At 71.7% G+C, this 26,418-nt stretch carries 20 protein-coding genes; 6 read left to right on the forward strand and 14 right to left on the reverse strand.

Annotated features, from left to right (window positions below; translation table 11 throughout):
- Positions 1-300: 300 nt before the first annotated feature.
- Both C229_RS0109105 and C229_RS0109110 read right to left on the reverse strand, forming a co-directional pair.
- Positions 301-3,408, reverse strand: coding sequence for a DEAD/DEAH box helicase (locus C229_RS0109105; RefSeq protein ID WP_018654764.1), 3,108 nt, complete (start codon positions 3,406-3,408; stop codon positions 301-303).
- Positions 3,409-3,565: 157 nt separating this feature from the next.
- Entirely contained in the window at positions 3,566-5,107 is a 1,542-nt protein-coding gene (locus C229_RS0109110; RefSeq protein ID WP_018654765.1) for an FAD-binding oxidoreductase, read from the reverse strand.
- Positions 5,108-5,190: 83 nt separating this feature from the next.
- Here C229_RS0109110 and C229_RS0109115 point away from each other — a divergent pair, with 83 nt between their 5' ends.
- Positions 5,191-5,775 carry a TetR/AcrR family transcriptional regulator gene (locus C229_RS0109115; RefSeq protein ID WP_018654766.1) on the forward strand — a complete coding sequence of 195 codons (585 nt, stop codon included), beginning with the start codon at positions 5,191-5,193 and terminating at the stop codon, positions 5,773-5,775.
- Here the strand turns inward: C229_RS0109115 and C229_RS0109120 are convergent.
- Together C229_RS0109120 and C229_RS0109125 are read right to left on the reverse strand one after the other, a co-directional pair.
- Positions 5,756-6,157: a hypothetical protein gene (locus C229_RS0109120; protein WP_018654767.1), complete on the reverse strand. Its 402-nt coding sequence runs from the start codon at positions 6,155-6,157 to the stop codon at positions 5,756-5,758. The two genes, C229_RS0109115 and C229_RS0109120, sit on opposite strands and share 20 nt — an antisense overlap.
- A gap of 9 nt (positions 6,158-6,166) precedes the next feature.
- Positions 6,167-7,435 carry an MFS transporter gene (locus C229_RS0109125; RefSeq protein ID WP_018654768.1) on the reverse strand — a complete coding sequence of 423 codons (1,269 nt, stop codon included), beginning with the start codon at positions 7,433-7,435 and terminating at the stop codon, positions 6,167-6,169.
- An 81-nt stretch (positions 7,436-7,516) separates the two neighbouring features.
- On the opposite strand from C229_RS0109125, the gene C229_RS0109130 reads away from it, so the two are divergent.
- The 3 genes from C229_RS0109130 to C229_RS0109140 are packed head-to-tail and all read left to right on the forward strand — an operon-like array spanning position 7,517 to position 9,736.
- Positions 7,517-8,458: a GlxA family transcriptional regulator gene (locus C229_RS0109130; RefSeq protein WP_026313604.1), complete on the forward strand. Its 942-nt coding sequence runs from the start codon at positions 7,517-7,519 to the stop codon at positions 8,456-8,458.
- 10 nt (positions 8,459-8,468) lie between these two features.
- A complete protein-coding gene (locus tag C229_RS0109135; RefSeq protein ID WP_018654770.1) occupies positions 8,469-8,891 on the forward strand; it encodes an HIT family protein in 423 nt (140 codons plus the stop codon).
- Positions 8,892-8,941: 50 nt separating this feature from the next.
- Positions 8,942-9,736, forward strand: coding sequence for a patatin-like phospholipase family protein (locus C229_RS0109140; RefSeq protein WP_018654771.1), 795 nt, complete (start codon positions 8,942-8,944; stop codon positions 9,734-9,736).
- 1,046 nt (positions 9,737-10,782) lie between these two features.
- Here the strand turns inward: C229_RS0109140 and C229_RS0109145 are convergent.
- The 4 genes from C229_RS0109145 to C229_RS0109160 all read right to left on the reverse strand — a co-directional run bounded on the left by C229_RS0109145 (position 10,783) and on the right by C229_RS0109160 (position 17,471).
- Positions 10,783-11,997 (reverse strand): Cmx/CmrA family chloramphenicol efflux MFS transporter, encoded by a 1,215-nt coding sequence (locus C229_RS0109145; protein ID WP_018654772.1) that lies wholly within the window; start codon positions 11,995-11,997, stop codon positions 10,783-10,785.
- 1,340 nt (positions 11,998-13,337) lie between these two features.
- Positions 13,338-14,186 carry an ABC transporter permease gene (locus C229_RS0109150; protein WP_018654773.1) on the reverse strand — a complete coding sequence of 283 codons (849 nt, stop codon included), beginning with the start codon at positions 14,184-14,186 and terminating at the stop codon, positions 13,338-13,340.
- Entirely contained in the window at positions 14,183-16,756 is a 2,574-nt protein-coding gene (locus tag C229_RS0109155) for an alpha/beta fold hydrolase (RefSeq protein ID WP_051108895.1), read from the reverse strand. Before C229_RS0109155 ends, C229_RS0109150 begins: the two co-directional genes overlap by 4 nt.
- Positions 16,757-16,889: 133 nt before the next feature.
- Complete coding sequence (locus C229_RS0109160; RefSeq protein WP_018654775.1) at positions 16,890-17,471, reverse strand: TetR/AcrR family transcriptional regulator; 582 nt, start codon at positions 17,469-17,471, stop codon at positions 16,890-16,892.
- Between the two features lie 123 nt (positions 17,472-17,594).
- On the opposite strand from C229_RS0109160, the gene C229_RS30025 reads away from it, so the two are divergent.
- On the forward strand, positions 17,595-19,148 hold the full coding sequence (locus C229_RS30025) for an MDR family MFS transporter (protein ID WP_051108924.1): 1,554 nt from the start codon (positions 17,595-17,597) through the stop codon (positions 19,146-19,148).
- 6 nt (positions 19,149-19,154) lie between these two features.
- Here the strand turns inward: C229_RS30025 and C229_RS0109170 are convergent, their stop codons facing one another.
- The 6 genes from C229_RS0109170 to C229_RS0109190 form a co-directional block, all read right to left on the reverse strand.
- Positions 19,155-19,895, reverse strand: a complete 741-nt coding sequence (locus C229_RS0109170) for a SecDF P1 head subdomain-containing protein (protein ID WP_018654777.1) — start codon at positions 19,893-19,895, stop codon at positions 19,155-19,157.
- A 101-nt stretch (positions 19,896-19,996) separates the two neighbouring features.
- Complete coding sequence (locus C229_RS0109175) at positions 19,997-21,052, reverse strand: 2-oxoacid:ferredoxin oxidoreductase subunit beta (protein WP_018654778.1); 1,056 nt, start codon at positions 21,050-21,052, stop codon at positions 19,997-19,999.
- On the reverse strand, positions 21,045-22,886 hold the full coding sequence (locus C229_RS0109180; protein ID WP_018654779.1) for a 2-oxoacid:acceptor oxidoreductase subunit alpha: 1,842 nt from the start codon (positions 22,884-22,886) through the stop codon (positions 21,045-21,047). Before C229_RS0109180 ends, C229_RS0109175 begins: the two co-directional genes overlap by 8 nt.
- 180 nt (positions 22,887-23,066) lie before the next feature.
- Complete coding sequence (locus tag C229_RS36050) at positions 23,067-23,177, reverse strand: putative leader peptide (RefSeq protein WP_420804635.1); 111 nt, start codon at positions 23,175-23,177, stop codon at positions 23,067-23,069.
- 52 nt (positions 23,178-23,229) lie between these two features.
- Positions 23,230-24,516, reverse strand: coding sequence for a hypothetical protein (locus C229_RS0109185; RefSeq protein ID WP_026313606.1), 1,287 nt, complete (start codon positions 24,514-24,516; stop codon positions 23,230-23,232).
- A 126-nt stretch (positions 24,517-24,642) separates the two neighbouring features.
- On the reverse strand, positions 24,643-25,776 hold the full coding sequence (locus C229_RS0109190) for a hypothetical protein (protein WP_018654780.1): 1,134 nt from the start codon (positions 25,774-25,776) through the stop codon (positions 24,643-24,645).
- Positions 25,777-26,030: 254 nt separating this feature from the next.
- On the opposite strand from C229_RS0109190, the gene C229_RS0109195 reads away from it, so the two are divergent.
- Positions 26,031-26,402, forward strand: a complete 372-nt coding sequence (locus C229_RS0109195) for an NADH-quinone oxidoreductase subunit A (RefSeq protein ID WP_018654781.1) — start codon at positions 26,031-26,033, stop codon at positions 26,400-26,402.
- Positions 26,403-26,418: the final 16 nt, after the last annotated feature.

The raw sequence follows: 26,418 nt of genomic DNA on the forward strand, positions 1-26,418 counted from the left end.
CGCATCGTGGCGGCGGGTTGCCCTGTGCGCGGGGTCCACGCCTAGCCACATTTCGGTCATGACGTACAGCGTAGAGCGGTCAGTCGAACTGCGTCAGGTTTACCGTCAGCGCGTCGCCGGAAATTTTCCCAAGAGGAATCGACAGGCAGACTGAGCCGTTCGTGTCGACTTAAACGCGGTTGCCACACCTTCGAGGGACCGCGACGCTTGTCGGTGTTCGTGAGGTCGCGGCACGCATCGACTAGCTCCGGTGCAAGCGTGGTCGCAGTCGCGCTCTTCCCGCGTGCGCTCCGTCGTTCCTTAGCCTGTGGCGACCTTTGCATAGTGGAAGACGTCGGCCGGTAGCTCGTACGCGAGCTCCCAGAGAATCCGCATCGGGCGCTCTCCCTCGTGGCTCTGGTAAGTCATGGGCCCCGCGTAGAGGTAGGGCGGAGCGCCTGCCTTTGTCTCGCGAATAAATAGGTGGACCGACGAGCCCAGTTCTCGATGGTTGATATATCGCTGGCCATCTTTGGAGTTTTGACGTGTGTGGTTTTGCGATTCCCACTGAATCAACGATGGCGTGATGGCGCGATCGTTGTACATTGTCGAGGGCTTGTAGCCTCGCTCGGACTTATTGATCGTCACCATGAAGACATCGGCCTGTGCGTCGGCGATCCAGCGAACGCCTTGCACCCAACTGCGCGTCCTTTCGAGCCCGAAAGCCGCCAAGAGTTCGTCTTTGCTGTATTGTGCATGCAAGCGTAGGGGCAGGTGTGCGGCTTCGGGGATGTGCGGTGTAACGCGGCGAATATCCTGGTAGAGGATGTCGATGACAGTCCTGAACTCTTCGTGGCGCGCGTGATTGCGCCAGAGTGCATCGAGCATCTTTTCGACTTCGCTGGTTTGCTTGCCGCTGTCCACTGCCGCCTGCACCATCCTAAGCAAGCGTTGTTCGTGCGTTGTGAGTGCGGTGAGCCGCGGCGGGTGAGGCTTGATCAAAAGCTCCCGCAAGAAAGACAGCCGCTCTGGGTCATCGACGTGCAGCAGCCGCCCCAGTGCCTGCGCCAACGCTGCGTCTTCCACCGCGTCGGGGGTTGGGCGCTGGTCGAAACCGGCGGCCCGCCGCACGCGAGTCCAGCCGCCCCGCTTGTTTGCGTAGAGTTCATGCAGAGCGCGGTCAGTCCGCTCCAGGAACTCAGGCAAGGGGAGGTCGCCAAGCGCGCGCAACTCGGAGACGGCGTCGTCGAAGCGGTAAGTGAGTGATCGGCGGAGGTTGCTGAGTACCAGTGCGCTCACTTCGTGGTCGAGGTCGATCGAGCAGCCCGCCGGCAGCGTCGGGAAACCGGCCTCGACTTCGTCACTCAGCCGAGTTCGGGGTATGCCGGTCAGCGCGGTGAAACGGTGGTCGAAGCGGAAATCCTTATGCTGGTGGCCGACGAAATCGAGCACGGTAAGAACATCTTTGGTCGCTGTGAGTCGTAGCCCTCGGCCGAGTTGCTGGAGGAAGACCGTCGCGCTTTCGGTCGGGCGGAGGAACAGGATGGTGTCGATGTCTGGTACGTCAACACCTTCGTTGAAGAGGTCGACGGTGAAGACTACGCGGACCGTCCCATCTTTGAGCGCGCGAAGGGTCGATTCGCGCTCTTCAGTGCTGTTACGGGAGGAGAGTGCGCGAGCCGCGATGTTGCGGCGATTGAACTCTTCGGCCATGAACTCCGCATGTTCGATGCTCACACAGAAGCCAATGGCCTGCACGGTCGCAAGGTCCGCCACCTTGGCGTTCAATGCGTGCACGATCTTGTCGACTCGCTCGCGGTGATGCAAGTAGAGCGTGGTGAGTTCGGCCGCATCGTATCGACCGCGGCGGAACGTGGCTGCGGAGAGATCGACGTCGTCGTGGATGCCGAAGTAGTGAAACGGCGCGAGAAGACTGCGCTCGAGAGCCTCCCAGAGCCGCAGCTCGACGGCTGGTCTTGCTCCGTCAAACCAGTGCAGGATGTCGTCGCCGTCGGGTCTTTCAGGAGTCGCAGTCAGGCCAAGAAGGACGTGCGGAGTCAACCGATCGAGAACCTGGGCGTAGGTGTTGGCTGCCGCATGGTGGAACTCATCGACGATGACCATGGTGAACTGGTCGGCCGGAAGATTTTGTAGGTTGTTCAGCGACTGGATCGAAGCGAAAACGTGCTCCCAGCGCGTTGGCTTCTGTGTTCCGACCAGCAGCTCACCGAACGACCCGTCCTTGAGTACCATGCGGAACGTTGTGAGCGCCTGTTCGAGAATCTCCTTGCGGTGCGCGATGAAGAGAAGCGAGCCGGCGTTCCCCGCTGCGGCGAGTCGCGCATAGTCCAGCGCGGCCACGATCGTCTTACCCGTGCCTGTCGCCATGACGACGAGGTTCCGCCGGTGGTCGTGGACAGTGCGGAGCGCGGCGAGCTGCTCCAGGATCTCCGACTGGTATGGGTAGGGGTGAATGTCGATGTTGGCGATCTGGAGGGGAAGCGGTTCCGAGCCGCCACGCTCCAAGGCGAGCGCGTTGCGGAGACGTTCGTTATCGCGCTCGCGGTCGTAACGCTCGAACGAGGGGTCGTTCCAGTACTCCTCGAACGTCGCCGCGAACGTGTCGAGCAGGTGCGGCTGTTCCGCCCGTGCGAGTCGGACGTTCCACTCCAGACCGTCAAGCATCGCTGCCCGCGAGAGGTTGGACGAACCTACGTAGGCGGTATCAAGCCCAGAATCCCTATGGAACAGCCACGCCTTGGCATGCAGGCGCGTCCGTCGGCTGTCGTAGGAGACAGCGACGTCGGCACCCATCTCTTCCAGGCGATTGACGGCGCGAAGGTCCGTCGCGCCAATGTAGGTCGTCGTGATGATGCGGAGCTTGCCGCCCCTCCGAAGGAAGGCATGGAGCGCGTCCTGAATGAGGCGCAAGCCAGTCCACTTGATGAATGCGCAGAGTAGATCGACTCGGTCGGCGGAGGCCAGCTCCTTGACGATCTCGCGTCCGATCTGGGGCTGGTCGCGTCCGTTGACCAGCAGCGCGCTAGATGTCAGCCCGACCTGCGGTCGCTGCGGAAAGCGCACGGACCCGTCCGGCAGCTTTGACGCGGCGACTGCGAGGAGAACATCCTGGCTGTCGTCGATCATCTCTTCGGGTAGGGCAGCACCGGCGACGATGTCGGAGATCGCTGCACTGATGGCATTGGTAGCGGCGACCTGTCGGGCGAGCGCCGGCTGAGATTCGCCTGCCCCGCCCGCGATACGGAGCGCACGACGAACGATCCCGGCAACGTGACGGACGAGGATCTCTTCCCCGTCCACCGTGTGAAGCCCCTCGCGGTGTACAAGATCGCCGTCCACTGCGTGAAGCTGCCGCCGGATGTCAGCGGTCACGATGTGCTCGTACGTGCCGGGCCGCAACTCGGTCATGACGCACAGCGTAGGCCCGCGGACCGAGCTCCGTCAGCTTGATCGTTAACGCCCGGTCTGTGCGCTACGCATAGGGCAGGACCTGTCACTTTGACCGAGTACTGGCGCTACGAGCGCTTGAGCACCCGCCCTCGTATGGGTTGCTGCGGCTGGAGCGCTAGTCGATGAGGGTGCCGGGGTTGAGGATGTTGTGGGGGTCCAAGGTTTGTTTGGTGGTGGTCAGGGCTCTGGTGAAGGGGGTTGGGCGTTGGTTGTCGTAGGCGGGGCGGTGGTCGCGGCCTATGGCGTGGTGGTGGGTGATGGTGGCTTTGTGGTGGGTCAGGAGGGTCATGGAGGCTGACTTGATCTCGTCCCACATGGCCAGTTCGGAGCCTCGGCGGGCGGCGGCTATCACGGTGAAGTACGGGGCGGCGCCGTCTGGGTAGGCGTGGGTCAGGCGGCAGTTGATGATGCCGGGGGAGCCGGTGACCCGTTCGATCGCGGCGCCGATCTCGGTGCGGACGGCGTTGTACAGCGTGGGCAGGACGTCCCAGGTGCAGGCCGTTTCGAACGTTTCCACGATGGCGCTCATGCGGGCCAGGGCGTCGCGTTGGTAGGGCATGCGGAGGAAAGCGGCGCGCCACGCGTCGGCCGGGGACGACGTGCCGCGCTCCGGCGTCGGGGTGCCGCCGTGGTCGCGGGTCAGCGCGACGGCCTCGGCCAGGCGGGAATCGACGGGGACGGCCGCCGACTCGAAGCCCAGGACCAGCGTGGTCGACCCGCCCGCGCCTGAGAAGCCGGCTTCGCCCGGGTCCAGGAGGCGGCAGTTCGACGGGTTCAGCCCGGACTGGGCGAGGACGCGTACCGCGTCCAGACCCGCCTCGAACGACGGGAACGTCACCGACGCGGACGCCTTGTGCACCGGGCGGTCCTGGAGCCGCATCCACGCCTCGGTGATCACGCCCAGCGTGCCCTCGGAGCCGAGGAACAGCCGGTCCGGGGACGGGCCCGCACCCGAGCCAGGCAGGCGCCACGACTCGTTGACGCCGATCGGCGTCACGACGCGCAGGGACTCGACGAAGTCGTCGATATGGGTGTGCAGCGTGGCGTAGTGGCCGCCCGCGCGGGTCGCGAGCCAGCCGCCGAGCGTGGAGAACTCGAAGCTCTGCGGGAAGTGGCGCAGCGTCAGGCCGTGCGGGCGCAACTGGTCTTCGAGGACGGGGCCGAGGGCGCCGGCCTGGACGCGGGCGGCGCGGCTCGTCCGGTCGATCTCCAGGACGCGGTCGAGGGCCGTGAGGTCGAGCGACAGCCAGGGCGCTTCGCCCCGGTATTCGACGCCGCCGACCACGGAACTGCCTCCGCCGAACGGCACGACGACGACGCCCGCCGGTCCCGCCCAGTCCAGAACGTCTACGACGTCCTGCTCGGTCCGGGGCCGCGCGACGACGTCGGGTGCGGAGCCGAACGTTCCGTGCAACGCCCGGACGACGTCCCGGTACGCCTTTCCGAGGGCGTGGGCGGCGCGCTCGTCCGGCGCGTCCGAGATGATCGGGGCCAGTGAGGCGGGTGGGGTGACGCGTGCGGCGGGCAGATCGGGGACGGACGGGACGGGCAGCGGCGCGTCCGGCAGTCCGGGGATCAGCGCGCCGAGCGCGGCGCACTCGGCGTCTGGGAAGGCGTTCTCGGCCCAGCCCCAGCCCCACCACGACCTCGTGCCCATTCGCTCTCCCTATATGACTTTACGGTAATTTACCGAAGGGTAAGATCAGTTCCATGGCGAACGCAAGAGCAGGGACGAAGGGCGTGCCTCGCCCTCGGCGCGAGGAACAGCTACTGTCCCTGGCCGTCGACGAGTTCGGCCGGCACGGCTACGCCAACGTCTCGATGGCCCAGGTCGCCGCCCGCGCTGGCGTCACCAAGCCGCTGCTCTACCAGTACTTCGGCAGCAAGGACGGCCTCTACGCCGCCTGCGTCGAGCGCATCGGGGCGCCGCTGTCGCAGGCCGTCGCCGCCGTCATGGCCGAGCGGTCGCCCGACACGCCGCTCGCCGTCCTGCGCGCCGTCTTCGGCTGCCTGGAGGGCCAGCACCAGGCGTGGTTCCTGCTCTACGACCAGACCCTGCCGCCCGGCAGCCCGCCCGCCGCCGTCGCCGCCCGCTACCGTGACGCGATCGACGCGCTCGCCGCGCGCGGCACCGCCGAGATCATCGGCTTCGGCGACCCGCTCGACGCCGACCTGCTCAAACGCCTGTGGAACAACGCCGTCGGGTCGCTCGTGGTGTGGTGGACGCAGCATCCGGACGAGTCCGCCGCCGCGATGGCCGCCCGCTGCGCACGCGTCTTCGCCGCGATCTCCGCGTCCGGGGTGTTCAGCAGGGCCGGGACCTGAAGAACGCCGCCACCGACGGCAGCGCCAGCAGGCACACGGCCGGCAGCGCCGCCACGCCGATCAGCACGAACGGCAGGCCGTTCGCGAACGTCGCCGCCGCCAGGCCGAGCCGGAGCGGCTCCAGCGTCAGCAGGACGGCCGCGCCGAGCAGCGCGGGTCGGCCGAGCGTCCGGCGTCCGCCGCCCCAGCCCATCAGCGCCGCCGCGACGACCAGGACGGCGAACGACAGCGAGAAGTCCGCCGGTCCTTCCGCCGGGGAAGGCGTGAACGCCTGCGCCGTGTCGTACTGCGCCAGCAGCACCAGCGTCAGCAGCGCCGACGCCCCCGCCAGCAGGGCGAGCGCGGTGGTCAGCGGTGCGGGACGGGCGTCGGCGGATGTCATGGTGGCCTCCTACGTCCTAGGACGGACCGCGAGCCCCGGCGGTTCAAGCGCGGGGCGCCCGATCGTCCGGGACAGGACGGCGGCGACCAGGCACAGCACCGCCGCACCCCACCACGCGACCGTGTACGCGCCGAGCGACGTGCGCAGCAGGCCCGCCAGCGACGCCGCCACGGCGGCGCCGAGCTGGTGCGCGGCGAACACCCAGCCGAACACGACCGTCCCGGCGGACGGGCCGAACACCTCGCGGGTCAGCGCGATCGTCGGCGGGACCGTCGCGACCCAGTCCAGGCCGTAGAAGATCACGAAGACGAGCATCCCCGGGTGCGGGGTCGCGGTGAACAGCGTCGGCAGCACCAGCAGCGACAGGCCGCGCAGCGCGTAGTACCAGGCCAGCAGCTTGCGCGGGTCGACGCGGTCGGTCAGCCAGCCGGACGCGACCGTGCCCGCGATGTCGAACAGCCCGACGAGCGCGAGCAGCCCGGCGGCCGTCGTCTCGGGCATGCCGTGGTCGTGGGCGGCGGGGATGAAATGGGTGCCGACCAGGCCGTTCGTCGTCGCGCCGCAGATGAGGAAGCCGCCGCCGAGCAGCCAGAACGCGCGGGTCCGGGACGCGGTGGCCAGCGCGCCGAGCGCGGCGCGGGCGGCGTTGCCGCGCGGCGGCTCGGGTTCGGCGGACGTCGCGCCGTAGGGGAGGAGGCCGACGTCGGCGGGACGGTCGCGCATGACGAGCACGACGAGCGGGATGACCGCGAGCGCCGCGAGGGCCACGGCGATCGACGCGAACCGCCAGCCGTGCGCCTCCGTCAGCCACGCCAGCACGGGCAGGAACACGAGCTGGCCGGTGGCGCCGCCCGCCGTCAGGACGCCGACGACCAGGCCCCGGTGCCGCTCGAACCAGCGTCCCGCGACCGTCGCGGCGAACACCATGGCCATCGAGCCGCTGCCGAGGCCGATGAGCAGCCCCCAGCACAGGACGAGCTGCCAGCTCGCGGTCATGCCGACGGTGAGGGCGCTGCCGGCCGCGACCAGCGCGAGGGCGGCGGCGGTGACGCGGCGGATGCCGAACCGGTCCATGAGCGCGGCGGCGAACGGCGCGGTGAGGCCGTAGAGGACGAGGTTGACGGACACCGCGAACGAGGTCGTGGCGCGTGACCAGCCGAACTCGTCCTGGAGGGGGACGAGCAGGACGCCGGGGGTCGCGCGGAAGCCGGCGGCGCCGACCAGCGCGACGAACGCGACGGCGGCGACGAGCCACGCGCGGTGGGGGAGGGTTCGCACGGGTTCACTCTGCTGGCCCGCGACTCCTCCCAGAAGTGGCCATAATGCCAATGTTCCGGAGGATTCGGCCAAGGAGGGTGTATGCACAGGGTAGCGGTGCTGGTGATGCCGTCCGTGGTGCCGTTCGACGTGGCGATCCCCGACCTCGTCCTGGGCGGCGCCGAGCGGGACGGGCGGCGGCTGTACGCGGTGCGGCAGTGCACGCCCGAGCCCGGACCCGTCCCGACGTCGGCGGACTACGCGCTCACGATCGGGGCCGGGCTCGACGTGCTGGACTGGGCGGACACGATCGTCGTGCCGGGGACCGACGGACGCGCCCGCGATGACCGGGTCGTCGCGGCTTTGCGGGACGCCGCCGCGCGAGGTACCCGGCTTGTGTCGATCTGTACGGGGGCGTTCGTGCTGGCGTCGGCCGGGCTGCTCGACGGCCGGCCCGCGACGACGTACTGGCGGCGCGCCGAGGAGTTCGCGTCGTCGTATCCGGACGTCCGGCTCGACCCGTCCGTCCTGTACGTCGACGACGGGCAGATCCTCACGTCCGCCGGACTCGCCGCCGGGATCGACCTGTGCCTGCACCTGCTGCGGCTCGACCACGGCGCGGCCGTCGCGAACACGGCCGCGCGGCGGGTCGTCGTCGCGCCAATGCGGGCCGGGGGCCAGGCGCAGTTCATCACCGCGCCCCCGCCCGACGGCCGTACGCTCGGCGGCGTCCAGGACTGGGCCCGCGCGCACCTCGCCGAGCCGATAACCGTCGCGACCCTCGCCGCCCGTGCCTGCGCCAGCCCGCGCACCCTCACCCGCCGCTTCCGCGCGGAGACCGGGCACAGCCCGCTGCAATGGCTGCTCCGCCAGCGCGTCGACCGCGCCCGCGAACTCCTGGAGACGACCGACCTGCCGCTCACCGACGTCGCCCGCCACACCGGCCTCGGCACCCCCGACTCCCTCCGCGCGCACTTCTCCCGCCACGTCGGCCTCACCCCCTCCGCCTACCGCGCGACCTTCACCCAGCGCCCACCCGCCTAGGGTCGAGAGCGTGGAATGTCTCGTTTGCGCGCGCCGACGGTCCGACGAGTGGATCGCGGACGACGAGCACTGGCGCGTCGCGCACGCGTTCGGGACGTCGCTGCCCGGCTGGCTGGTCCTCGTGCCGAAGCGGCACGTGACGGCGGTCGCGGACCTCACGGACGCCGAGGCGGCGGGACTCGGGACGTGGCAGGTGCGGCTGTCGCGGGCTCTGCACGACGCGACCGGGTGCGCGAAGACGTACGTCGCGCAGTTCGCCGAGGCGGACGGGTTCGCGCATGTCCACTTCCACGTCGTACCGCGCGCGGCGGCGCTGCCCGCCGAGCGGACGGGCCCCGGCGTGTTCGCCTACCTGCGCGACGGCGTCGAGGTGCCCGCGCGGGAGCGGGACGAGATCGTCCGGCGGTTGCGGCGAGGGCTGGGAGCGTTGTGAGTGGGGAGGGTGGGAGGGTTGGGGCGGAACGTTGACGGAAGGGTGACGGGATGACGAGCGCACTGGTGCTGGGCGGCGGCGGAGTCGCGGGCATCGCCTGGCAGATCGGGGTGCTGGCGGGCCTCGCGGACGCCGGACGGGACGCGACCGGGGCCGATCTGGTCGTCGGGACGTCGGCGGGGGCGGCCGTGGCGGCGCAGCTCGGGGCCGGGCTGTCGCTGGAGGCGCTGTTCGCGCGGCAGGCCGACCCGGCGTTGCAGACGCCGGAGGAGGTGCCGTCCGGGCCGGTCGGGGTCGTGCTGGAGACGATGCTGCGGCTCGTCGGGGAGATCAGCGACCCGGCCGAGAGGCGCCGTGCCGTCGCGGAGTTCGCGCTGGACGCGCCGACGCCGCCGGAGGAGACCCGCCGCAAGGTCATCGAGGCCCGGCTGCCGAGTCACGACTGGCCCGACCGCGACGTCAGGATCACCGCCGTGGAGGCGAGCGCCGGGACACCCGTCGTCTTCGACCGCGCCTCCGGCGTCTCGCTCGTGGACGCGGTCACGGCGAGCTGCGCCGTCCCCGGCGTCTGGCCGCCCGCGACGATCGGCGACGCGCGCTACATCGACGGCGGCGTCCGCAGCCTCGTCAACGCCGACCTGGCCGAGGGCCACGACCGCGTCCTCATCCTCGCCCCCAGCGCGGACCCGGCCCTCGACGAGCAGATCGCCGCCCTCACCGGCACCGTGGAACTCATCACCCCGGACGAAGCCTCGCTCGCCGCCTTCGGCCCCGACCCGCTCGCCCCGTCGACGCGCACCCCCGCCGCCGAGGCCGGCCGAGCCCAGGGCCGCACGCACACCTGACCCTCGCCGTACGCAGAGCGCCGACGCGGGTCAGGCTCACCGGCCCGGCACATCGAGCCCGGTCCTGATTGTGAGCACGTGTTCCCACGGCCGTGGCGGGCCACGCCAGGCCGCGCACGCGCGCCTAGAGCCGCCCGCCACGGGTCCGTGGGGCGGCGCACGTGCCTAGCCTGCGCTGAACGCGCACCGTGGGTCACGCACGCCTGGGGCCAGTACGCGGCATCGCGTCTTGGAGCTCGGCGCGGTCCGTGGGGTCGCGCCCGCCTGGGGCCGGTCTTCGATGCGGACCGCCGTGGGGTTGTGTAGACGCCTGACGCTCGCGCGCTGACGTGTACATCCGCCGTCGAGGTCGACCGCGTCAGGGCCGCGCACGCGTTGACGCTGACCTCTCGGTGCATGCTCGCTGGGTACGCCCAGAGGTCGCGATCACGCTGAGCCCTCACCGCCAGTGCTCCCTTCGACGCGCCTCCAGCGCCGAGGCCGGTCGCGTGTCCGGAGTCGCGCAGGCGGTTGCGGGCCGTGGCTTGTGCTGGGTGCGGTGGGATGGGGTGGGCCAGAACGTGACAGGGCCCCTCCGCGCCTGGATGGGCGGAGGGGCCCTGGACGAGTGTGGGTTCCCCCGAGGAGTGACGGCGTCGTCAGTACGGCAGGACTCGGCCGGAGGGGGTCCGGAGGTCGAGCGGGCTCGGTTGACGTGGCGGTTTCGGGCGCTTGATGAGCTGCTGCCGTGCCATGGTGATCATCTCCCCCCTTCGGCGGGAAGTTAATCCGCCGTCGAGTCGATGTCGCGCCCGCGACACCTTCACCGGCGCGACCTCAGTGAGGTTTCGCCGAGCCTATGCGACGAGATCGGGGTCTTCGCAGTACTTTTCCGTGATCAAGCTGGCTATGGGTTGCCATACAGCCACTTTACGTAGGCTTACAGCCCCCTAGATTCGGGCAATTCGGGCCATCGTCCGCGCCAGGAGACTGTATCGATGTGGTATTGGTCACACTGGTGACGCTCGTCCTTGGCCCAAGCGCACCCCATGCCCTGGCACCGACGGCTAGACGGCGTCCGGGCCGCCGACGGGGCTGCGCGCCGGTGTGGCAGGCCGCTGCGAGCGGCGGACCGCGACGACGGAACGGAGGGGGAACGCGATGAGCAGTGCGGCAGCGACCAAGAGCCCGCTCGCCCACGGAGGTCCGAGGCTCCCGGCCGAGGTACCGAGCGTCGTCGCGGCGATGAGCGGTCCGGCGGCGGCGCCGACGTTCAGCGCGGCCGTCGCGTAGGAGCCCGCCATGGTGGGGGCTCCCGCCGCCTCGTAGAGGACCCGCGTGATCAGCGTGCTGCCCACCGCGAACGACAGGGCTCCTTGCAGGAACACGAGGACGAGCAGGGCGGGCGGCCAGTCTGCTAGCAGTGCCAGGGCGGGCCAGCCGACGAGCAGCGGCGGGCCCCCGGCCGCGAGGACCAGGCCGGGGCGCCGGTCGGACCACCGCCCGGCGACGGTGACACCGACGAAGGAACCGGCACCGAAGAGCATCAGCGCCACCGGAACCCACAGTTCGCCCAGCCCTGCGGGACCGGTGACGACGGGAGCGAGGAAGGTGAAGGTCGCGAAGGTCGCCGCGTTCACCAGCGCGCCGAGCAGCATCACCAGCGCCAGCCGCACCCTTCTGAGCTGTGCGAACTCCGCGCGCAAACTCGGTGAGCCGCTATCGGCCGCATCCGCCGGACGCGCGGGGACGCCGACGAGGACGCCGACGGCCGCGGGCAGGCAGAGCGCGGCGACCGCCCAGAACGCGGCCCGCCAGCCCAGGAGCGCGCCGAGGACGGACCCTCCGGGAACTCCGGCGATCGTGGCCACCGTGGTACCCGCCAGCAGCACGGCGAGGGCGCGTCCCTTCCGGTCGGCGGGAACCAGCGTGGCGGCGGTCGTCAGGGCCACGGCGAGGAATCCGGCGTTCGCCAGCGCCGCGACGACCCGGGACGCGAACAGCACCGGGAAGCTCGTGGTGACAGCGCCCACGGCGTGGGCGGCCAGGAAGACGAGGAGGAAGCCGAGCAGGCTCGACCGGCCCGGCCGACGGCGGGCGAGCACCGCCATCAGCGGAGCCCCGACGATCATGCCGACCGCGAAGGCCGAGGTGAGTGTGCCCGCCGTCCCGACGCTGACGTCGAGATCCGAGGCGATGTCCGGCAGGAGACCGGCGAGCATGAACTCCGAGGTGCCCATGGCGAAGACGGCCATGGCGAGCAGGAACAGCGCGAGAGGCATCGAGTGGCTCCGAGGTGAGGAGAGGCACGAGAGGTCATCTCGTCACCGCGGCCAGTCCCCGGGCGCACGCGTCCGACCGCGCGTCACGGCGCGACGGCGGACCTACGAGCTCAGCGGTGCAGGGGGCTGACGGCGTGACCGAAAGCCCCCGCCCTGTCTGCCTCAGGACTCGACATGGCCCGCACGCTACCCGACCGGCGCCCACCCGGCACCTCGAAGCTCCCACCCCGCCCACACCACGACACGCAAGGACACGGCCAACCGCCTCCACCCACACGAACACCACCGAGGCACCGCCCAGCTCCCCGCCGCGACGGGCAGCCAACACGACGGCAGCCGACGCGACGGATCGACTGCGCCTTCGCCGGAAGCCAACGCGGGTGCCACCGGGCCGCCTTCGCCCGCTGCGGCCCCACCGAGCCGCCAGCGCTCGCTGGGGAACCGCCGAGCCGCCAGCGCTCGCTGGGGAACCGCCGGGTCGCCTTCGCCCGCTGGGTGCCGTCGGGCGCCCTGGCGGCACGGCGCCTGACGCGGCGGACCGGGTATGCGGCGCCAGAAGGGCGCTGGCCCCGCTGCCGTCTTCGCCTGCCTCGGCACCACCCGGCACCACCCGGTGCCGCCCGGTGCCGCCCGGTGCCGTGGCGGGAAGGCGATCGACGTGGTGGAGCGGGTGCGTGCCGTCTGAAGCTGACGCGGGCGCCGCCGGGCGGTCTTCGCCCGGTGGGACACCGCCGGGTGTCGCCTGGTGCCGTGGCGGTGCGGCGGCTGGCGCGTGGGGCCGCCGTGCGCGCCTCCCGGAAGGGAGCTGGCGCCGGTGGGTCATCCTCGCCCACTGCGGCCCCGCCTGGTGCTCTGGCAATACAGCCGCCGACACGTGGAGCGCCGTGCGCGCCGCCGGGAAGGGTGCGGGCGCCGCTGGGCCGTCTTCGCCCGCTAGGGCACCAGGCTGGTGCCGTCTGGTGTGGCGGCTGGCGCGTGGGGCGCCGTGCGCGCCGCCGGAAGGCGCTGCGACGACGCGGGCGGGCAGGTCGGGGTCGTCGCGGGGGACCGGTTCGAGGAAGACCTCGTCGATCTCCGGGTGCGCCTCGCCCAGCTCCTGCGCCATCCGCACGCAGGCGCGCTCGACGTCACGCCGTTGGGGCGCCTTCGTCCGTCGGAGCGCCGCCGGGTGGCGTCTTGGTCTGGTGGTGCGGTGAGCGGGTGTGTGCCGCCGGGGTGGGCGTGGCTGGGTTGTTTTCGCCCGCTGGGCAGCGCTGGGTTTGTTCCGGTGTCTTGGTGGCTGGTGTGGGCGTCGTGCTTGCCGTTGGGGTTGTGGGTGGGTGGAGGGTTGGCGTGGGGGGTTAGGAGGTGATGTCTCGGGTGCGGAAGCGGCGGAAGGCCAGGGACAGGAAGATGAGGGAGTAGGTGAGGGAGAGGGCGGTGCCCTTGGCCATGCCGGTCCACTGGATGTCGGGTTGGAGGGCGTCCATCCAGGAGTACATCCAGTGGGTGGGGAGGAAGTCGCGCCAGGAGCCGAGGGCGGTGACGGCGTCGAGGATGTTGCTGACGATGACCAGGCCCACGGCGCCGCCGACCGCGCCGAGGGGGGAGTCGGTGGTGACGGACAGGAGGAAGGCCAGCGCGGCGACGACGAGCTGGCTGACGACGGCGTAAACGACGATGACGCCCATGCGGCTCAGCGCGGTGTCGACGGGGACGGTGCCGCCGGTCGGGAGGGACACCGGGCCCCAGCCGAACGCGACCGTCCCGGCGATGAGCGACATCAGGGGCAGGCTGATCAGCGCGACCGTCGCGTAGCCGAGCGCGACGATGAGCTTCTGCCGGAGCAGCCGCGCGCGGGGCACCGGCGCGGCGAGCAGGTAGCGCAGCGACGACCAGTTCGCCTCGCTTGCGACGGTGTCGCCGCAGAACAGGGCGACCGCCACGACGAGCAGGAAGCCGGTCGAGACGAACAGGGCGAAGAGCGCGAAGTTGAGGGCGCTGGACGTGGCGACGTCGACCAGGCTCGGGAAGCCGTCGGGGCCGGGGTCGCCGCCGATCTGGAAGGCGCCGACCAGGACCCACGGCAACAGCAGCAGGATCGCGAACGCGAACAGCGTGCGCCGTCGCCGGAACTGCCGGACCGCCTCGACGCGCAGCGGCAGCGTGTGCCGGACGTCGTAGCCGGGCGCGGTCGCGGTGCCCCTCATGAGCCCTCTCCGATGATCTCCAGGAACGCGTCTTCCAGGCGCCGCCCCGACCCGGTGATCTCGGAGACAGGACCGGCGGCGACGCGCCGTCCGCCGGACATGACGACGGCGTGCGTGCACGTCTGCTCGACCTCGGCCAGCAGGTGACTGGACACGATGACGGTGCGGCCCGCGGCGGCGTACCGGACGAGGACGTCCCGCATCTCGCGGATCTGCGGCGGATCGAGGCCGTTGGTGGGTTCGTCGAGGACGAGCAGGTCGGGCAGCCCGAGCATCGCCTGCGCGATGGCGAGCCGCTGCCGCATCCCCTGGGAGTAGGTGCGGACGGCCCGGTCGAGCGCGGAGCCGAGGTCGGCGATGGCGAGCGCCTCGTCGAGGTGCGCGTCGGCGGCGGGACGGCCCGTCGCGCGCCAGTACAGGTCGAGGTTGTCGCGGCCGGACAGGTGCGGGAGGAAGCCGGGCCCCTCGACGAACGATCCGAGCCGGGACAGTACGGGCGCGCCGGGCGTGACCCGGCGCCCGAAGATGCGGATCTCGCCCGCGTCGGGGTGGATGAGCCCCATGAGCATGCGCAGGCTCGTCGTCTTTCCGGCGCCGTTGGGCCCGAGCAGCCCGAGCACCTGGCCCTTCTCGACGCGGAACGACAGGTCGGAGACGGCTCGGTGACCGTTCTTGTACTGCTTGGTGAGCCCGGTGATCTCCAGCGGGACGTCGGCGAGGGCGGCGTCGTACTCGCCGTCGCGGGGACGGCGGCCGCGCCCGGTGAGCAGGATCGCGGCGGCGATGACGGCGGCGGCGAGCGGCAGCGCCCACACCCACGCGGGCACCCCGGCCGCCGGGGCCGTCAGCGCGGGGACCGTCGGCACGGACAGCGGCGACACGGCGGCGACGCGGTAGGACGCGGGCGCGACGGGCGTCGTGAAGCCCATGTCGGTCGTGGCGACGACGACGCGGAGCCGGTGGCCGCGGTCGAAGCGGTGGTCAAGCGCGGGCAGCGTGACGGTGACCTCGCGGCCGTCCCCGGCGTCGGGCACCCGGAACGGCGCGGCGATGCGCTTGGCGGGGACGGGCGCGCCCTCGGCCGCGACGTCGTAGAGCTTGGCGAACAGCGGGACGTCGCCGCGCCCGGTCACCCGGAGCCGGACGGTGGCCGACCCGGTGACCTGCGTCGGCTCGGCGACCGGCGCGGTGTCGAACGTGGCGCTCTGCCCCGGCATGTCGACGGGCAGGCCGCCCCCGAACCCGCCGAGATCGCCCAGGCCGCCGAGCGCGCCGAGCCCCGGCAGCGCGGAGATCGACGCCGGGGTTCCGCCCGCCGGGTTGTGGACGGTCTGCTCGTTCCCGGTGAGCGCGAGGTCGCGGGTGCCCGCGCGCAGCCCCGGGTAGCGGGACGCCGACGCCGCCTGGACGATGACCTGCTGCGTGGACGAGTCGATGCCCCCGGCCCGGGTGACGGTGAAGGCGGGTTCCTCGCCCTTGACGCCGCGCAGCCGCTCGTCGAAGAAGGCACGGACGCGTCCGTCGATGCGGGCGGTCTCGCCGTCGCCGCCGTCGTGCCCGCCCTGGAACCACACCATCGACACCGGTGCGCCGGTCGCGGCGATCATGCGGGCGTTGGCGTCGGCGTGGTCGAGCGGGAAGAGCGAGTCGGACTGGCCCTGGACGATCAGCGCGGGAACCCGGACACGCCCCGGGTAGGCGGCGGGGCTCGACCGCTGGAGCGTCGCGATGGCGGCGGCGTCGGCCCGGCCGGTCTCGGCGACCTTCTGGTACATGGCGCACAGGTCGGGCAGGAATCGCCCGCAGGCGGTCTCTCCGGCGCCGCCGGTGAAGAACAGCCCGGCCCACAGCTTCTTGAACACGCCCAGCTCGGCCCCGCCCGCGCTCGGGGCGCCTCCGGTGCTGGGCGGCGCGTCGGGCCCCGGCGACGCCGCCGGGACGGCCCCGGCGGGCGACGCGGCGTTGGGGAACAGCGCGTCGGGCAGGCTGTTCCACGTGATGCGCGGGGCGATGGCGTCGACGCGGCGATCGTGCGCGGCGGTGAGCAGCGCGATGGCGCCGCCGTAGGACTCGCCGGTCATGCCGACGCGCGGGTCTCCCGGGGCGTCGAGCCGCACTTCGGGGCGGGCGGCGAGCCAGTCGATGAGCTGCCGCGTGTCCTTGACCTCGTAGTCGGGGGAGTTGAGGGCGATCTGCCCGGTGGACCGGCCGAAGCCGCGCGCCGACCAGGTGAGGACGGCGTATCCGGCGCGGGCGAGCCGTTCGGCCTCGGCGCGGGTGTCGTCCTTGGAACCGCCGAAGCCGTGCCCGAGCAGCAGCGCGGGCGCGCGGCCCGGGGCGTCGGGCAGGAAGAACGAGGTGTCGAGCGTGACGCGTTGATCGTCGCGCGGGCCGTCGACCACCTGGATGCGCTGGTGAACCGCGCGGACGGGCGCTTCACCGGACGTCACGCCCCAGACGACGCCTCCGGCCGCGAGCACGGCGAGCGCCGCCCCGGCCGCGCCCCATCGCTTGGCACGCCCGGTTCGTTTCCAGCGTTCGCGGAGCCGCTCCGCACCCCTCGGCCTCATGTCAGCAGCCTAGAGCGCTCCGCGATCGCCCCTCACCGGCCGCGAGGAGGAACTTCCCCTGCGCCTCCGGGCGCAGACCCTGCCACCTTCGTCGCACTCCGTGACCCCTCCACCACCTGAAGTCGGAGGCGGTTCAGTCGAGCGCGGCGGCGAACATCGCGGTCAGACGCCGGACGAGGTCGTCGTCGGAGGCCGTCGCCAGGTCCGCGACGTCCAGCAGCCGCCGCACGGGCCCGCCGCCCATGACGAGCGCCGCCGCGAGCATGGCGCGGGCGCGTGCGTCGGGCCCGTCGAGCCGCGCGGCCAGCGGCGCGACGAGGACCGCCTCCAGGTGGCCGCTGAGGAACGCCTGCGCCTCCGGGCTGCCGAGCGAGCGGTCGATGATCCGGGCCAGCGGGGCCGACGGCGGTCGCCGCGCGGCGCGGACGAAGTGCTCCGCGAGCCGCCTCGGCAGCCCGTCCCGGTCGCCCTCGATGACGGCGGTGAGCAGGGACTCCCCGGCGACCACCTCGGCGAACAGCGCGGCCTTCGACCCGAAGTACCGGTGGACGAGCGCCACGTTCGCGTCGGCGGCTCCGGCGATCATCCGGACGGTGACGCCGTCGTAGCCGTGCCGCCCGAACAGGTCACGGGCGGCGTCGAGCAGCCGGCCGCGGGTGGCCTCGCGGTCGCGGCGCGGACGGACGGGCGGCACGGTGATCTGGTCGTCGAACACGTCCCCCAGTATCCCTGCGCCTTGCAAGTAAACGCCCGACTACTTAGCATATATGCGAAGTGCAGGTAACTTTTTGGGGGACGAAGCGTGGCACAGCAGACCGAGGACGAACACGAACCCGAGATGCCGCAGTACACGCACCGCCAGATCCTGGAGATCCTCTCCGGCCTGATGATGGCGATGCTCACCGCGATGATCTCCACCTCGGTGGTCGGCACCGCGCTCCCCACGATCGTCGGTGATCTCGGGGGACAGGACCAGCTCGCCTGGGTCGCGAGCGCCGCCCTCCTGACGATGACGGCGTCCACCCCGCTCTGGGGAAAATTGTCCGACCTGTTCGGCCGCAAGCTCGTCTTCCAGAGTGCGCTGCTGCTGTTCGTCGTGGCGTCGATGGCCGCCGGGCTCTCCCAGGACATCGGCCAGCTCATCGCCGCCCGCGCCTTCCAGGGCCTCGGCGTCGGCGGCCTGTCCGCGCTCGCGCAGGTCATCCTCGGCGACATCGTCCCGCCCCGCGACCGAGGCCGTTACGCCGGGTTCATGGGCGCCGTCTTCGGCGTCTCCACCGTCACGGGCCCGCTGCTCGGCGGCTTCATCGTCGACACCGAAGCCCTCGGCTGGCGCTGGTGCTTCTACGTCTGCATCCCGCTCGCCGTCATCGCGTTCGCCGTCATCCAGCGGGTCCTCAAGCTGCCGAAGGTCAAGCGCGACACCCGCATCGACGTCGCGGGCGCCGTCACCATCACGGGCAGCGCGACCACGCTCATGCTCCTGCTGTCGCTCGGCGGCAAGGAGTTCGCCTGGAACTCGGTGTGGACGTACCTGCTCGCCGCCGCCACGGCGGGCCTGCTGGCCGGTGCCGTCGTCGCCGAGCGCCGCGCCCGGCAGCCGATCCTGCCGCCCCGCCTGTTCCGCAACCGGACGTTCGTGCTCACCGCGATCGCGTCGCTGAGCATCGGCATCGCGATGTTCGGCGCGATGATCTACCTGCCGCAGTACCTCCAGATCGTCAAGGGCATGAGCCCGACCGCGTCCGGCCTGATGACGCTGCCGCTGGTGCTGGCGATGTTCGTGACCTCGACGTTCTCCGGCCAGATCGTCACCCGCACCGGCCGCTGGAAGATCTTCCCGGTCATCGGCATGACCTGCGTCGCGGCGGGCCTGTTCCTGCTGTCACGGCTGCACACCGACTCGCCCATCGCGCTGATCGGCGTGGACGTCGCGGTGCTCGGCTTCGGCATGGGCCTGACGCTCCAGATCCTCATCCTCGCCGCGCAGAACGCGTCCGGCCGCGCCGACCTGGCCGCGACGACGGCCGGCGTCTCCTTCTTCCGCAACCTCGGCGGCGCCATGGGCGTCGCCGCGTTCGGCGCCATCCTCGCGAGCCGTCTGCGCGACGAGCTGAGCGCCGGGCTGCACGCCGCCGGGATCGCCGCCCCGCGCGCGGACGGCCCCGACCTCGGCGCCCCCGACGCCATCCACGCCCTGCCCGAACCCGTCCGGGGCATCGTCCTGGAGTCGTTCAACCGGGCGATGGAGACGGTGTTCCTCGTCGGCGTCCCGTGCGCGCTCGTCGGGCTCGCCGCGGTGCTGCTGCTCAAGGAACTGCCGCTGCGCGGCGGGCGCCCGGCGGCGGCGCCGGTCGAGGACGCGGCACCGGCCGACGTGACCGCGGGCTGACCGCCGTCAGGAACCGCGCAGCCGCGTGACGAGCCGGTCGGCCTCGGCGCGGTTCGGCGAACCGGTGATGACGACCTTGCCGTCGGTGATCGGCATGTCGACGCGGGGCGCCGTGACGAGCTGGTCACCCGTCACGAACGCGACATCGCGCCCGACCGACGCGCGCGTCAGCGTCGCGAACGCCCGCCGGTCGGGGCCGCGCAGCGTCACCGCGACGTCGAAACCGCCCGCGTCGGCGCGCTGCACCCGCAGATCGGTCACGCTGCGGATCGTGATGCCCTGCGCGAGCTGGTAGCACACCGGCCCGGTCGCGACCTGCCCCGTCACGCCCTGAGTGCCCGCGGGGCACTGCCCGGGCGTCGTCTGCGTCACCGGGTAGACGTTCAGCGGAGTCCGCAGCGCGATCGCCTTGTCGCGCTTGGACGCCGCGAGCATCGTGCCCGCCACCGCCACGGCCGCGATGAGCAGCCCCAGCAGCACGACCATGATCAGCAGCGCCGACCGGTGCTCGCCGGTCGCCTGCGTCCGCTCCTCGGCCTCGATGCGCTCCGCCCGCGCCGCCGCGCGGCTGCGCTTGAGCTCGGCGGCCTCGCGCTGCCGCGCCGCGAGCCGCGCCCGGCGGCGCTCCTCCGGATCGGCCGGGGGCGACGCCTCCAGGACGGGCGCGGAACGTTCCGCGACGGCGGCGTCCGCCGCGTGCTCCTGCTGCCGGCCGCGCTTGCGGCCGCGGCGGGGAACGACCCGCATCGTCACCTCCCGGCTGATGATCGGCCAAGTCTTCCAGCCCGGCGGGTCGCAGCGCACCTCGGGGCCGGGCCCGCCCGTGCCGGCGCGGGCCCGGACCGGGGTCAGTCGATGCGCCAGGTGTCCCCGCTGCCGAGGAGGGCGCCCAGGTCACCGGGGCCGTCGCGGTCGACGGCGGCCTCGACCTGCTCGCGCATCAGCTCGTCATAGGACGGCCGGTCGACGTCGCGGAAGATGCCGATCGGCGTGTGCTCGAACGTGGGCGAGTCGAGCCGCGACAGCGCGAACGCCTGCGACGGGTCGGGGTCGCGCGCGTCGTGCACGGCGATCTGCGACGCGTCCACGGTCGCGGTGTCCACGACCTCGAACGCGCCGGTGGCGGTGCGCCGCAGGGCCTTCTGCCCCTCGGCGCCGAACACGATCGGCTGTCCGTGCTCCAGCCGCACCGTGACGTCGTCGCGGACGTCGGGGTCCTTCAGCGGGTCGAACGCGCCGTCGTTGAAGATGTTGCAGTTCTGGTAGATCTCGACGAGCGCCGTGCCCCGGTGCTGGGCGGCGGCCCGCAGCACCGACTGGAGGTGCTTGCGGTCGGAGTCGATGGTGCGGGCGACGAACGTCCCCTCGGCGCCGAGCGCGAGTGACACCGGGTTGAAGGGGGCGTCCAGTGACCCCATCGGCGTCGACTTGGTGATCTTCCCGGCCTCGGACGTCGGCGAGTACTGGCCCTTGGTCAGCCCGTAGATCCGGTTGTTGAACAGCAGGATCTTGAGGTTGACGTTGCGGCGCAGCGCGTGGATCAGGTGGTTGCCGCCGATGGACAGCGCGTCGCCGTCCCCGGTGACGACCCACACCGACAGGTCGGGACGGGACGTTGCCAGCCCCGTCGCGATGGCGGGGGCGCGCCCGTGGATCGAGTGGAACCCGTAGGTGTTCATGTAGTACGGGAACCGGGACGAGCAGCCGATGCCGGACACGAACGTGATGTTCTCCCGGCGCAGCCCCAGCTCGGGCAGGAAGGACTGCACCGCCGCCAGGATCGCGTAGTCACCGCAACCCGGGCACCAGCGGACCTCCTGGTCGGTCTTGAAATCCTTCAGGGTCTGCTTCCCCTCGGCCTTGGGCACCAGGGTCAGCGGACTGTGGCCGTTGACGTCACTCACTGTCGATCACATCCTGGATGACACCCGCCAGCTCCTCGGCCTTGAACGGCAGGCCGCGCACGCGGTTGTAGCTGATCACGTCGATGAGGAACCGGCCGCGCAGCAGCAGTGCGAGCTGGCCCAGGTTGATCTCCGGCACCACGACCTTGTCGTAGGAGCGCAGGACCTGTTCGAGGTTGGCGGGGAACGGGTTGAGATGCCGCAGATGCGCCTGCGCGATCGGCTGGCCCGACTTGCGGACGCGCCGCACCGCCGCCGAGATCGCGCCGAACGTGCCGCCCCAGCCGAGGACGAGCACCTTCGCCGCGCCGGACGGGTCGTCGACGTCGAGCGGCGCGATGTCGCCGGCGATGCCGTCGACCTTGGCCTGCCGGAGCCGCACCATCTTCTCGTGGTTCGCGGCGTCGTAGGAGATGTTGCCCGATCCGTCGGCCTTCTCCAGGCCGCCGATGCGGTGCTCCAGCCCCGGCGTGCCGGGCACCGCCCACGGACGCGCGAGCGTCTCGGCGTCGCGGGCGAACGGCTGGAAGTCCTCCTGGTGGGCGGGCGCGAACGCGGGCTCGATGACCGGAAGGTCCTCGACGGCGGGCAGCTTCCACGGCTCGGAGCCGTTGGCGAGATACCCGTCCGACAGCAGGATGACCGGCGTGCGGTACTTCACGGCGATCCGGGCGGCGTCGAGCGCGGCGTCGAAGCAGTCCGACGGGGACCGCGGCGCGATCACCGGAACCGGCGCCTCGCCGTTGCGGCCGTGCATCGCCTGGAGCAGGTCGGCCTGCTCGGTCTTGGTCGGCAGCCCGGTGGACGGACCCGCGCGCTGCACGTCGATCACGACGAGCGGCAGCTCCGTCGCGACCGCCAGCCCGATCGTCTCGGCCTTCAGCGCCAGGCCCGGACCGGACGTCGTCGTCACGCCCAGCGAACCGCCGAACGACGCGCCGAGCGCGGCGCCGACGGCCGCGATCTCGTCCTCGGCCTGGAACGTTCTCACACCGAACCGCTTGTGCTTGGACAGTTCGTGCAGGATGTCGGACGCGGGGGTGATCGGGTACGAGCCGAGGTACACCGGCAGCCCGCTCTGCGCGCCCGCCGCGACCAGCCCGTACGACAGCGCCACGTTCCCCGTGATGTTGCGGTACAGACCGGCCTCGTGCTCGGCCGGCTTGATCTCGAACTGGACCGAGAACGCCTCGGTCGTCTCGCCGTAGCTCCAGCCCGCCTGGAACGCGGCGATGTTCGCCTTCATGATCTCGGGCTTGCGGGCGAACTTGCGTTCCAGGAAGGCGAGCGTGCCCTCGGTGGGACGGTGGTACAGCCACGACAGCAGGCCGAGCGCGAACATGTTCTTGGCGCGTTCCGCGTCCTTCTTGCTGATGTCGTAGCCGGTCAGCGCGCCGACCGTCATCGACGTCAGCGGCAGCGCGTGCACCCGGAACTCGGCGAGGGAGTCGTCGTCGACGGGGCTGGCCGCGTAGCCGACCTTGGCCAGGTTGCGCTTGGTGAACTCGTCGGTGTTGACGATCAGGTCGGCCCCGCGCGGGAGGTCCCCGACGTTGGCCTTGAGGGCGGCCGGGTTCATCGCGACCAGCACGTTCGGCGCGTCGCCCGGCGTCAGGATGTCGTGGTCGGCGAAGTGGAGCTGGAAGCTGGACACGCCGGGCAGCGTTCCGGCGGGGGCGCGGATCTCGGCCGGGAAGTTCGGGAACGTCGACAAGTCGTTGCCGAACGCGGCCGTCTCCTGGGTGAAGCGATCGCCGGTCAACTGCATGCCGTCGCCGGAGTCGCCGGCGAAGCGGATGATGACGCGGTCGAGCTGCTGGACCTGTTTGGTCACAGAGGAAGACCTCCTCGACGCGCAGCATCCGTCCCGGGGGAGGCGTCCCAGGATCGTGATGCTACTTAGGCTTACCTTCATGGTATGTCGGGTGACGGGTACCGGACGCGGAGAACGCCGAGGTGGCCGTCCTGCCGGACGGGGCCGGAGCCCGCCGGGCGTGCGTGGGAACGCTCCGTGTCACTCCGGACAAAGCTGGCTGGCAAGCCTGCACAGGTCGACGTGCAGCCGCCGTACGAGGCGCCTGCGACGAGGGATGGAGCCGGGGCTCTCCGGGGGCGCGGAGTTCACACTTCCCGACTATAGATAAGCGGTGGCGTGCTCGAACGCACCGACCCCCCGGTCATGGCGGGGCCGTGCGCTCCCCGTCGAGCCCGGTGAGCAGCGCGCCGACGTCGCCGGGCGCGACGGCCTGGCCCACGACGCGGGCCGTCGCCGAGTACGGGTGACGCCCGGGGGTGTCCATCGCGCGGCGCATCCACGCGCGCCAGCCCGCGCTCGTCACCGTGCACCGCAGCACGAGCGAGCGGTTCTCCGGAACGTCCGCGGACGCGGCGCAGGCGCCGAGCGTCCGGCCGCCGGCGGTGACGGTCGCGCGGAGCGCGGCGCGGGCGCCGTCGGGGACGTTCCCGCCGGGGGCGGTCAGGCGGGCGGGGACGCTGATCGTGCAGCCGTTGACGTTCTCGGCGCAGCCGATGAACGTCAGCTTGCCCGGGGAGAAGCGCAGCGCCGGGTCGACGGCGCCGCCGAGCGCCGCGACGCGTGTCCGAATCCGGCCGAGCACCGGTGCCGCGTCCGGCAGCGGAGCGGCGGTGAACAGCGGCTCGCCGTGCCCGGACGTCTGCACGCCGAGCAGGCCGTACGGGGCGTCCTTCGCCACCAGGACGTCGGCGCGGGGCGTCTTCACGCGGTGCGCGGCGGTGCCGCCGACCGCGTCGTCGAGGGCGCGGGCGTCGCCGTCGAGGGCCTTGGCGAGGGCCTTGGGGGCCAGGACGGCGGGGTCGACGCCGAGGAGGGCGGGGGTCGCGCGCGTCCAGCGGTTCGCGTAGTCGTCGGGGCGTTCGGCGCCCGTGCCGAGCGCGCGCCACAGCGGCGCGGCGGCGCGGAGGTAGGTGTCGCCGTCGATCGTGACGAGGTCGCCGCGGTAGGCGCCGGACGTGATCGTGCCGGTCGCGGACCCGGCGCGGGTGACGTCGAGGCGGAGCCGCACGTCGGCGTCGCCCTTGGGGAGCTTCCCGGCGTAACGGACGGCGGGGAGTTCGGCGAGGCCGCGGGCGGCGTCGGGTGTCCACGGGGCCGCCGCCGCGGCGGCCGTGGACGGCTCGGGCGGCGCGGACTCGGCGGCGTCGCCGGACGTCAGCCCGTACGCGGTGACGCCGAGGACGACGACGGCGCCCACCCCGGCGGCGATCCAGACCGCCTTGCGGCGGCCCTTCCCGGACCTGGCCGGAGGGCTGTACGGGGGGCCGCTCGTGACGGTGATCGCCGGGAAGCCGTCGACGCGGGTGGTCGCCTCTGGGCGGGCGCGGGCGTCGAAGGACGGCTCCGGACGGGGGGCGCCCGCGACGCGGATGTCGCCGGTGTGCGGGCCGTCGGTGTCGAGCCGGGGGCGGGGCGGCTCGGTGCTCACCGGGTCGTCCGTGCGGGGTGCGGTGCCGTCTTCATCGCCTCGCCTCAGCCGATTTCGTTCATGGTGCGGACCCAGAATGCCGGACGTTCCGGACTCGTGGAGCCCGGAACGTCCGGCATGAGGGTGTCACTCCTGGTCGAGGCCGCTCTGCATCGACTGGATGTCGGAGCTGCTCGCACCGGCGACCTTGTACTGCACGTGCTTGTAGAACGTCCCGCCCTTCTTGGCCCAGGACGTCCACGCCGCGCTGGTCACCTGGCAGCGCGCCCACACCGGGGTCGAACCCGACACGGTGATCTTCGTGGTGCAGTTGCCGAGGTCGCGGCCGGTCAGGCTGTCGGCCGTGATGTTGAACCGGATCTCGATCGGCGTCGTGCCCTCCAGCCCGGACGGCGGCGCGACCTGCGCCTCGACGAGGCAGCCGGACGTGCCCGTGCAGCCGCCCCGCTTCCACTCCGAGATCCGCGGGCGGGACGAGACGTCGAAGGAGTTCTCCAGCTCGCCCATCCGGTTGCGGATGTCGTTGATCGCGCTGTCACCGGCCACCGAGACGTCCGCCGCGATGCGCGGGAACGAGCTCTCGTACCGGATCAGCTCCGGGTCGTTGGTGTCCGACAGGTACAGCACGGTCGAGCCCGTGGTGAAGCGGAGGGCCTTCGTGCCGCCCACCGTCGTCTTGACCGGCTCGCGCTTCAGCCTCGCGGCGGTGCGCAGCTTCTCCGTCAGCACGGACGGCGCCAGCGACTCCTTGAAGTCGATGCGCAGATCCGAGGAGCCGAGGCGGCCCCACTGCTCGCCGTCCAGGAAGTACGGCTCACTGGTGCTGCTGACCTTGCCGCGCCAGTACGACGAGTTGGCCTTGAGGAACGTCTTGCCGTCGGCGGACAGCAGCGTCACCTGCGAGCCGCTGTAGGTGACGGCGCCGCTCGCGCGGCCGCCCTTGGTGACCGTCAGGTCGCCGCGCAGGTCCGTGCCGCCGCTGGTCACCGTGCCCTTGTAGGTGATGCCCCGCGCGCCGCTGAGCTTGGCGGCGGCACCGTTGAGCTGCTCCTCCGGCGTCTTTCCGCCGGAGGCGATGATCACCACGACCACGGCCAGTGCGACGATCACCACGACCGTGCCGCCGATGATCGCGGCGATCAGCGCGCCGCTCGAACCCCGCCGCTGCGGCGGAGGCGGTCCCCCGCCCGGCGGCGGGAAGAACGGCGGGGGAGTGCCAGGGCCGTAACCCGGCCCCGGCGGCGGTCCGCCACCGGGCATTCCGGGACCGCCCGGACCTCCGGGACCCGCCGGGGGAGGCGGGGGCCACGAAGAGCCGGCCGGGGGATCCCAGCCGGGGGGAGGCGGTGGGTTGCTCATCCGGTCACGTCCTTCCAGGTCAAGAGACCCCAAAATGCAACTTCTAGTGTGCAGCAAAAGACGCTCGTTGCGGGCAGAAGGTTCGGACCGATGCGGCATCGCCACAACTTCGAGGTCTCGGGGATACTTGTCCGACGCTCTAGGGAAGGTTAGACGTGTCTGACTACTTCGGTGGCTACGCGGTCTTCGTGGCGTTGCTCCTGGTCGGTGGTGGGATCGTCGGCGGCGGGCTCGCGGCCAACCGGCTGCTGCGTCCCGACCGGCCGACGCCCGAGAAGCTCACCACCTACGAATGTGGCGTAGATCCCGTTGGCGGGCACTGGGCGCAGTCCTACGTCCGCTACTACGTGTTCGCGTTCCTTTACGTAGTGTTCGCGGTCGACGCCGTCTTCCTCTTCCCCTGGGCGACGATCTTCGCTGCTCCGGGCTATGGGATGACCACGCTCGCCGAGATGTTCGTCTTCCTCGGGTTCCTCGCCACCGGACTGCTCTACGCCGCCAAGAAGGGCGTCCTGTCGTGGGTCTGACCTTCTGGACGGTGGC

Source organism: Actinomadura flavalba DSM 45200, assembly GCF_000374305.1.
GTDB classification, from domain to species: domain Bacteria; phylum Actinomycetota; class Actinomycetes; order Streptosporangiales; family Streptosporangiaceae; genus Spirillospora; species Spirillospora flavalba.